Source organism: Micromonospora sp. NPDC005197, assembly GCF_040608295.1.
Classification (GTDB): Bacteria; Actinomycetota; Actinomycetes; order Mycobacteriales; family Micromonosporaceae; genus Micromonospora.
The window spans coordinates 1-5,054 of the sequence record NZ_JBEXHY010000219.1; the positions used below are offsets into that span (position 1 = coordinate 1).

The 5,054-nt window shown below is 75.3% G+C and carries 5 protein-coding genes; 1 reads left to right on the forward strand and 4 read right to left on the reverse strand.

Going from position 1 to position 5,054, the window contains the following annotated elements:
- Window positions 1-1,055 (reverse strand): SigB/SigF/SigG family RNA polymerase sigma factor (locus ABZU46_RS30920; protein ID WP_354863235.1); only part of this gene is annotated, 1,055 nt, incomplete at its 3' end.
- Window positions 1,056-1,276: 221 nt separating this feature from the next.
- Window positions 1,277-2,668, reverse strand: a complete 1,392-nt coding sequence (locus tag ABZU46_RS30925) for a hypothetical protein (protein ID WP_354863239.1) — start codon at window positions 2,666-2,668, stop codon at window positions 1,277-1,279.
- A gap of 245 nt (window positions 2,669-2,913) precedes the next feature.
- On the opposite strand from ABZU46_RS30925, the gene ABZU46_RS30930 reads away from it, so the two are divergent.
- Window positions 2,914-3,141 (forward strand): CDGSH iron-sulfur domain-containing protein, encoded by a 228-nt coding sequence (locus ABZU46_RS30930; RefSeq protein ID WP_354863236.1) that lies wholly within the window; start codon window positions 2,914-2,916, stop codon window positions 3,139-3,141.
- Window positions 3,142-3,168: 27 nt separating this feature from the next.
- Here the strand turns inward: ABZU46_RS30930 and ABZU46_RS30935 are convergent, their stop codons facing one another.
- Window positions 3,169-4,278: an iron-containing redox enzyme family protein gene (locus ABZU46_RS30935; protein ID WP_354863237.1), complete on the reverse strand. Its 1,110-nt coding sequence runs from the start codon at window positions 4,276-4,278 to the stop codon at window positions 3,169-3,171.
- A 49-nt stretch (window positions 4,279-4,327) separates the two neighbouring features.
- Window positions 4,328-5,054, reverse strand: a 727-nt coding sequence (locus ABZU46_RS30940) for a thiamine pyrophosphate-dependent enzyme (protein ID WP_354863238.1), incomplete at its 5' end; no start/stop codon positions are given.

Consider the following 5,054-nt stretch of genomic DNA (forward strand, 5'->3'; position numbering starts at 1 on the left):
CGCTCCGCCGCCTCCCGGCCCGCCATCAGCGCGGCGATCCCGCCGGCGTCGAAGCCACCCGCGCCGACCAGGTCGACGACGACCTCGCTCGGCTGGCCGTTGACGGCCTCCAGCATCGCGCGGCGCAGCTGGTCCGCGCCGTCCCGGTCCACCTCACCGCCGACCTCGACGACGACCCCGTCGCCGTTCTGCCGCACCGAGATGCGGGTCTTGCCCGGGTCCGGTTCGGCGGCGCCGTTCTGCCACGGCGGCGGCGCGTCGGCGAGCATGGCCTGCCGCAGCCAGGTCAGCGCCCGCGACAGCAGTCGGGACACGTGCATCTGCGAGATGCCGAACCGGGCGGCGATCTCCGCCTGGGTCTGGTTGCCGTAGAAGCGCATGGCGAGGATGCGGCGTTCGCGCCAGGGCAGCCGGTGCAGCAGGCCGCTCACCGTCACCCGGTCGTCGACCGATTCCAGCGCGTTGTCCGACTCGCCGACCAGGTCACCGAACTCCGCGGAACTCTCCCCGCCGACCGGCGCGTTCAGTGACGCCGGGCTGTAGCCGGCCGCCGACTCCAGCGCCGCGAGGATCTCCTCCTGCGGCGTCTCCAGGCGGGCCGACAGCTCGGCCACCGACGGCGCCCGGGACAGCTCGCTGGTCAGCGCGGCGGTGGCCTGACCCACCTCGAGGATCAGGTCGCGCAGCCGCCGGGGCACGTGCACGCCCCAGGTGCGATCCCGGAAGTGCCGCTTGATCTCCCCGACGATGGTGATCGCCGCGTACGCGGTGAACGAGCCCCGTTCCGGGTCGTACCGGTCGACGGCGTTGACCAGCCCGAGGCGGGCCACCTGCTCCAGGTCCTCCAGCGGCTCCCCCCGGCCCCGGTACCGGCGGGCCAGTCGCCCGGCGAACGGCAGCGCGAAGCGCACCAGGTCGTCGCGGGCCTCTCCCCGCCGCTCCGGCGGCAGCCCCTCGATCCGGGCCGCGTACGCCAGCGCCGCCGCGTCCAGGTCCTCCAGACCACGCTCGGTGGGTGGTGGTGTGGTCGTGGTCGTGCTCGTCTGTCCGAACATCCGCGCCTCCCTCAGGAAGGTCCCCCGCCCGGATCGGGAAACCGGTCGTGCGCGTGGTCGGGCCACGCACCGGGCCGGAAAGTGGGTCAGTGACTGGGATGCCAGCGGGCGACAACGCCTCTACGCAGCGCAATCAGGCCGTCGCAGCCAGCGATGTTCCCGCTCCGTAGGTACTCAATCACGGGACCCCGGGTTCGCGAGGAAGTTTCGGCGTGCTCCCCTCAGGAGACGAGCAACCCCTGGTGGCCGCCGCTGTCGCGGAGCACCGACAGGGCCTCAGCGGCCCCCAGCGGGGGCGGAGCGGGCAGGTCGTACGGCTGGGCGCGCAGAACCTCGGTGGCCCGGCGCGTCGGCACGGACGTCACCGGATAGCCCCGGGCGGAGGTCCGGTCCAGCGCCCGCCGCCGCCGGCCGAAGCCCGCTACGGCCAACCACTGCGGCAGCCCGGCCAGGGCGGGCGAGCGCATCCCGGGAGGCTCGGGCAGGACGTCCACCGAGCTGAACGTCTCGCTGCCGGCCAGCCACCACTCGGCCTCGTCGACGCTGCGCCGGGTGGCGTTCTCACACCAGTACGGCACCAGCCCCGCCCGTACCACCTGCCACGGATCGAGCAGCCGGCCGCACTCCACCACCAACCGGTCACCGGTCTTGCCGGCGGCCCGCAGCCACCGCCGGTACAGGTCCGCCACGCCCGCGCTCAGCGCCGCCGGCCGGGGCACCAGCACCCGGTGCAGCGGATGCTGGTGGCGGGCGGCCCAGTCCCGCGTGGTCCGCTCGAAGTCCGCGTCCATGCCGTGCTCGGCGTCGCCCGACGGCGCCGACACCTCCGGCGGCGCCCACTGGGCGGCGTCCCCGCCCACGGCGCGCAGCACCTGCCGCAGGGCATGGCTGTCGGGGTGGAAGTCCACCGGGTCCAGCCCGCTGGCCGGGCAGCCGACCTGGAAGCTGTGCCCGGGCCCCCGCTCCGACACCGGCCACGTGCGCGCGTCGCGCACCAGCAGCACCGGGGCGCCCGCGCTCAGCCGGTCGGTCAGGAACTGCGCGTACGCGGCCGGCAGCGCCCTCCAGCGGGCGGCCAGCGACACGGTGACCCCGGTCAGCGACCCCCGGCTGGCCGGGCAGTGCACCTGACGCAGGTGCACGTCGGGGTTGCCGGCGAGCAGCCGTTCGGCGAGCGCCCCGCCGTGCTCCAGTGCCGCCCCCGGGCGGTCCACGGCGCCGTCGCTCCAGTGCGCGGTCATCTCGAAGCCGGCGGGCAGCCACGGCACGCCGAGGGCCACCGCGAGGTGGGCCGCCGCACCGTGCGGCGACCCGATGAGCACACCGGGGTAGCTCCCACGCGGGTACTGGTCGACGAACCAGCGCGCGACCCGGGCGGCGTCCACCTCACCGACCTGGTCGACGGTGAGGGCGACCCGCCCGGCGGCCCGGCTCACCGCGGCACGGCGTACCGGCTCGGGGGCGCCCGGGAACCGCGAGGTCGGCCCGGTGTGCCCGAGGTCGGCGCAGTCCGCGCCGCGCAGGGCCCGGGCGGTGGCGGCGACCAGCACCCGGGCGGCGCTGCCCTGGGCCACGACCCGGTCGCCGGCCAGACCGGCGCCGTCGGCCGACAGCCCCTTGTGCACCTTGTGCACCGGGCCCACCTTGCCTCGTTCGCTCACCACGCGGCCCGGCTTCCCGTCCGGATGGGGTTCAAACGGGGCATCACCCACCCGGCGGCAACATTCCACAGGTCAGCGGCGTTCGGCGACGATTGGCTCCGGGCGGCGGGAGCGGGCCGGCGGGGACGATCGGACCTGAGGGACCCACGGCGTGCGCGCGGGGTTTCGTCGCGGCCGGGGCGGGCACTTCCGGACTCATGCGCACCGAGGACACCGGCGAGTCCGCCGCCACGATCACCCCGTACGAGGACGGCCCGCTCCTGGTCCGCGGCGACTTCGCCCTGGTCACTCCGGACGGCGAGCGGATCGACGCACGCCGGGGCACGATTGCTCTGTGCCGGTGTGGCAAGTCGGCGCTCAAGCCGTTCTGCGACGGCACCCACAAGGTGGTCAACTTCCGGGCCGGCACCGCCCGCGAGGGCTGACCGGGCGGACCTGACCAGGCGAAGCCGTCAGGCGACGGCGGGCTGGACCGGCGTCACCACGGTCGGCGTCGCGGTGAGCGACACCAGCGGCGGCACGGCCGGCGCGGTCGACAGCGGCAGTGGCGACCGCAGTGAGCTGCGGCCGGCGGCCCAACTGTCCAGCAGGTGCGCCGCGAACAGCCGGTCCACCGCGAGCGCCGCCGCCGCGCCGAAGAGCACGTCGGAGGCGAGCGCCGGCTCGGTACGGACCAGGCCGCCACACAGGTCGTGCGCGGCGATCTGCTCGTGCACCGCGTCGGCCTCCACGTGCTCGTCGTAGAAGCGGGTCGCCACCTCGTCGAGGCCGAGCCGGCGCAGGCCGTTGCCGTAGCGGCGGTTCGGCAGGGACGAGGTCATCTCGAAGGCCGCCAGGTGCCCGAGCAGCGCGCCGCGCAGCCGTCGGTGCAGCCCGAACAGCGACATCAGGTTGTTGGTCGCCAGCGTCACCGCGGGCACCGCGTCCAGGTGGGCGCCGTAGCCGGTGTCCATACCCAACCGGTCGAGGGTGCGCCGGAACAGCTCGGCGTGCATCCGGTCCAGCCGGCCGTTGCCGTACTCGTCGGTCTGGATCTCGACGAGGGCGGCCTTGGCGGGACCGCCGAGGCGGGGCAGCGCCCAACTGTGCGGGTCCGCCTCGCGCAGGTGGTAGACGGAACGGTGGGCGACGAACTCGCGGAACTGGGTGAGGTCGGCGTGCCGCTGGAGCGTGGCGGCCAGCGGCGGCCCGTCGTCGGCAGCGACCAGCTCGCCCAATCCGGCCGCGACCCCACCGGCCGGTACCGCCGGGGCTCCGGCCAGCCGGCGCAGCGCCGCCTCGAAGGGCCGTTCGACGCGGGCCCGCAGGGCCAGCAGCGCGGGCTGCCACTCCCAGCCCTCATCCACCCCGCTCCAGCCCCGGTAGTGCAGCTCGTAGCAGAGGAACAGGGTCAGTTGCAGGTCCTCGTCGCCGATCGCGTCCACCGGATCGAGGTCGACGCCCAGGCCGGGAGGCAGGTCGTGCGGCGGACGCCGCAGCGCATCGGTCACCGCGGCGGACAGCGGACCGCGCGGCTGCGGCAGGGGCGCGGGACCGTAGCGGCGGTCGGTGGGCTCCGGCATGTGACCTCCAGCGTCGTCGGGCCGCTACTGATGCCCTGAAGAGGTACGCCTAAACGAGATCGTCGACGGCCACCGCCTGCTCGACCTGCTCGCGTACCCGCCGGGCGCCCTCCCCCTCGGCATACAGTCCGCGCAGGTCGGCGAAGGCCGGCTCCGGCGGCGCCAACGACACCGCCGGGTCGACTACCGCTTCCAGGACGCAGGGGCGGTCCGCGGCGAGCGCCTCGTCCCAGGCGGCGCCGACCAGTTCCGGGCGGTCCACCCGGACACCGTGCAGCCCGAGCAGGCGGGCCCAGCCGGCGTACGGCACGTCCGGGCGGCGGTGGGTGGGGTCGGACGACGGCTCCCGGCCACCGCCCATGCCGTTCTGGTCGCGGTTGTTGAGCACGAGCACCACCAACCGTGGGTCGGCCCACCCCTGCCAGTGGTGCGACACCGTGATCAGCTCGGCGAGCCCGTTGAGCTGCATGGCCCCGTCGCCGAGCAGGGCGATCACCGGCTGGCCGGGCGCGGCGAGTTTGGCGGCCACCGCGTACGGCAGGGCGCAGCCCATCGAGCCGAGGGTGCCGCACAGTTGCGCGTTCACCCCGGGCGGCAGGACGAGGTGCCGGGCGTACCAGTAGAGGACCGAGCCGACGTCGACCGCGACCGAGCCGGTCCGCGGCGCCCGGGTGGAGAGTTCCTGGAGCACGAGCTGCGGGTTGATCGGTTCGGCGGGCGCGGCGGCCCGGTCGGCCGGGGGGGGCCCCCCCCCGGGGGGCCCCCCCACCACCGAG

Bases quoted from the DNA above. Each gene is read 5' to 3' on its own strand.
- ABZU46_RS30930 (WP_354863236.1), top strand. From the start codon at position 2,914: ATGCGCACCGAGGACACCGGCGAGTCCGCCGCCACGATCACCCCGTAC.
- ABZU46_RS30935 (WP_354863237.1), bottom strand. From the start codon at position 4,278: ATGCCGGAGCCCACCGACCGCCGCTACGGTCCCGCGCCCCTGCCGCAG.